This window comes from Bacillus sp. JJ864 (assembly GCF_036963045.1).
GTDB lineage: Bacteria > Bacillota > Bacilli > Bacillales > Bacillaceae_G > Bacillus_A > Bacillus_A pseudomycoides_C.
In genome coordinates this window covers 19,075-22,574 of sequence record NZ_JBALLY010000081.1, presented here as the reverse complement: position 1 = coordinate 22,574, position 3,500 = coordinate 19,075, and the positions used below count along the sequence as shown (strand labels likewise).

2 protein-coding genes are annotated in these 3,500 nt (G+C 37.2%); one reads left to right on the top strand and one right to left on the bottom strand.

Annotation, left to right across the window (positions count from 1 at the left end; translation table 11 throughout):
- On the bottom strand, window positions 1-2,620 hold a 2,620-nt coding region (locus V7024_RS13710), incomplete at its 3' end, for a collagenase (protein ID WP_335520889.1).
- Between the two features lie 226 nt (window positions 2,621-2,846).
- On the opposite strand from V7024_RS13710, the gene V7024_RS13705 reads away from it, so the two are divergent.
- Complete coding sequence (locus V7024_RS13705) at window positions 2,847-3,260, top strand: hypothetical protein (protein ID WP_335520887.1); 414 nt, start codon at window positions 2,847-2,849, stop codon at window positions 3,258-3,260.
- Window positions 3,261-3,500: the final 240 nt, after the last annotated feature.

Here is a 3,500-nt window from a genome sequence, read left to right as displayed (position 1 = left end):
CTTCAGCTTTTGAACTATCGCTCTTAAACTGAATTGCGCTATTTTCTTCCCCGTAATATGTTTCTCTTGTTCGCTCTACATTAACTGTCATTTGTTCTTTACTTTCTTTTCCTTGATCATCTTTCATTGTTACGGTTGCCGTATACGTTCCTTCTTTTTCATATGCATGAGTAGGATTTGCTTCTGTGCTTGTTTCCCCATCTCCAAAATCCCAAAGGTAAGAAACGATTTTTCGATCTTCAGCTTTTGAACTATCGCTCTTAAACTGAATTGCGTTATTTTCTTCCCCGGAATATGAATCTTTTCTCCTTACAATCGTTCCTTGACTTTCGCCTTCATCTGTTGCAATGCCGTGGAAAACAATATCATATTGGAACTGATTTTCATTATTTACACGATAATTTACAAAGTACGCTGTTACTGTTTTATAACCGCTCCATTCTTTTTGTGACAGCTTCTCTAATGCTTCGTTCACTTGTTTACTCATCGTTTTCCAGTCTTCAGATTCACCTTTCGTTGCATTGCCTGTATACGTACCTTCAACTGTAAATGTATTAAAGAATTGAGACTTATGCTTTGTAATTTTTGCATCTTTTACATTCGCAACATCTGCAATTTCCTGCTTCACTTCAGTTAGTGACTTCTGTGCATGACTTACTAAATAATCATCTGATACTTGCGGCACAGTAAATTTTTCTTGATTATCAATTAATTGCTGCATATATGTTTGATATTCTTTATTCAATTGTGCATCTTTACTTAACGCCTCTCGGTATGCATCATAACCTTGCACATCATTTGCACGAATTAAATCTTGTATTTTATCGAATGTATCAAATTTGTGATTATACAGATAAGACTGTAATGCAAAGGAATAGTTATAAAAATCCCACGTTCCGTATTTTGCATGTAATGTTTGTTCTGCTGTATTGCGTTCTGCTGGTTCGTTTGCTAAACCCCTTATAACACTATTACGCGGCACTACATTATTCGTTCGCGTCGATCCTGCAAAGAATTCGGCATTTCCTTCTTCAAACCATGTCAAACGTTCATCTTTATAAAAGTCTCCTTGCCCCCATAACCCAGGCACTTCATATCTTCCTTGCAAATAGTGTGTAAATTCATGACGGAACAATTCTTCTAAACTATAAATACTTTGCCGCGGCGTACGCTCATATGTAAAGAACGTTCCTACGTTTTCGATATAAATACCACCATTACCCGTTTCATATCCGTACAATTGCTGGTTAAATTTATATTCATCTGGCGTATTATAAATCACGATTGTTAATACATCATCCGCATTCCCTTGTTCTAATGCTTTATCATTTCCGATTACACGGTGATATTGTGCTTTTACTTCTTTCGCAGCCCAATACAATCTTTGGATTTTTTCCTCTGTCACTTTATCTCCCGTTTTAAAGACAATTGCTCCGTCATCAAATGTATACGTTTTAGGTAAAAATTTCTTCTTTCCCTCTTCTTTAATTTGATCTAAATTTACTGTTTTTCCGTTGGCATCTACTCCGCCGTAATTTGTAGCAATCTGCTGTGCCGCACCAAAATATTGCTCTCCTAAATATGGATACATCCCCATTGCTTGCGTAACAACGTCTAACCCTTTCTTCGGATTACTATAAAATTTCCCTAAACGTCCTGCATAGTAAATACCGTTATTAATGAGCCAACCATTTTTATCCGTCACATTACCTATAAGCGCCATTTTATTGACTTCATTTATAAAACTATCAATCTTCCCATACCACATTGTCGCATTTGGCTCTTTACCCGAAAGGATCCAATCAGTATCTATATCAGCATCAACAGCTTGCATCAAAGCGTATACAGCCTCTCCTTTCTTACGGTCATTTTCATATGTAGAAAGGTTATTATTATACTGTTTTAAAATTTTTGCTGCATATTGCACCGTTTCAACGTCACTAGAAGCATTCCTCATTAAATCCCCGTATGCATTTACAACCAAATCTTGCTCAGCTGTACCAAGTTTAAAGTTTGGATTCTTCGCAATTGCTTTTAATGCCGGTAAACATTTATCTTTGAAGCTTCTCTCTTTTAAATAACTTAATTCCTCATTATAAGCTCCGACATAAAAAGCGGAGCGGAGCACTTCAGTAAATGTATCAATTCCTTTTGTATCATTTTTTGTAAACGTACTTCCTCGTTTCTCTAATCCATTCATAATTACTTGCATACGCTCTTTATTTCCATAGAAAGCTTTTGTTTCTTCGTTAAACTGAAATAAACCTTTAATTTGTCCGCTGCGAATATTCGCTAGTGTATCAATTAACTCCTCATCGCTCATTTTATTCAGCTCATCTAAAGTATAGCTTTGCTGCGACTGATTTGCTTTCACACTTTTCTTAGCGGGGGCTGGCTTCTGTGAAAAATCTCCTACTTTTAAACGTTCTTCAAATGATAATGTTTCATCAGCCTTTGAGGAATGAGCAACTGCATCTTTTGGCTTTTCTATCCCTGCTGGTTTCATTTGCAGTACATTGTAAGGTACTTTTTCTTCCGCTGATACTTCAGCTTGCAACGCACCTAAAGACAAGGCCATTGTACTAATTCCAAGCATAATTTGATTCATTTTCTTTTTCATAATTCTCCCCCATATCTGTATATCATTAAAATAAAATAACATATTATTAAATCCAAATAACTGAATATGTAATATTTCATATTATTCCCCAACATTTTATGAATATTTTATGAATTTTTCAAAAAGAAGATAAAGGCATTTTTAGGCTACGAATAAGCTTCATATAGGGAGCACACTACATACTAATATTGTAAATGTGAATAAAAAAAGATGAGGTGATGTTTTCATGAATAATCAACCAATGTATTTTCCGCATCCAAATTATCATCAACCACAGTATTATCCGCAAAATCCTAATTATCAATCCTTAGGGGACATGAGAGAAATCGATGATGATGTATATCGTCCCGACGATGCTGAAGATGCGCCAACATCAGCACCACCCGCACAACCACCATCAGCACCATCTACATTTTCTGCTCCTGCACAAATGGGTTCAATACGATCAGCGCTGTGTAATTGTTTAGGGAGATGGGGATTTATTGGGTTAAGAGGACAAGGCCCTTTTGGGAGGGACTTTTGGTTTTATCCGACTGAAGTAAGAACACATGGAGTATCCGGATATACATGGAAAGCAGGCCGTCGCCGCAAAGTAAGCTATCGCTATTCACAAATCAGAAACTTTATATGTGTTTCCTAGCGTAAATAATAAAGTGAAACTTTAATCAGTGGGGGGTTCTTCATCCCACCCACTGATTATTAGTTAAACCAATCGGGCTTTTACGGGCAGTTTATCTCCCACCTAACTTCTTTAGAAAAGCGGAAGCGGCTCGCCAGAATCGCAGGACGTTGGAGCCCCTGACAGAGAGGCGCTTTTTGCCTCGTCCAAGGGGGCGAAACGGCCGGAGATTCTAGCCGCTGGAGCTGGACAACAAAGAAA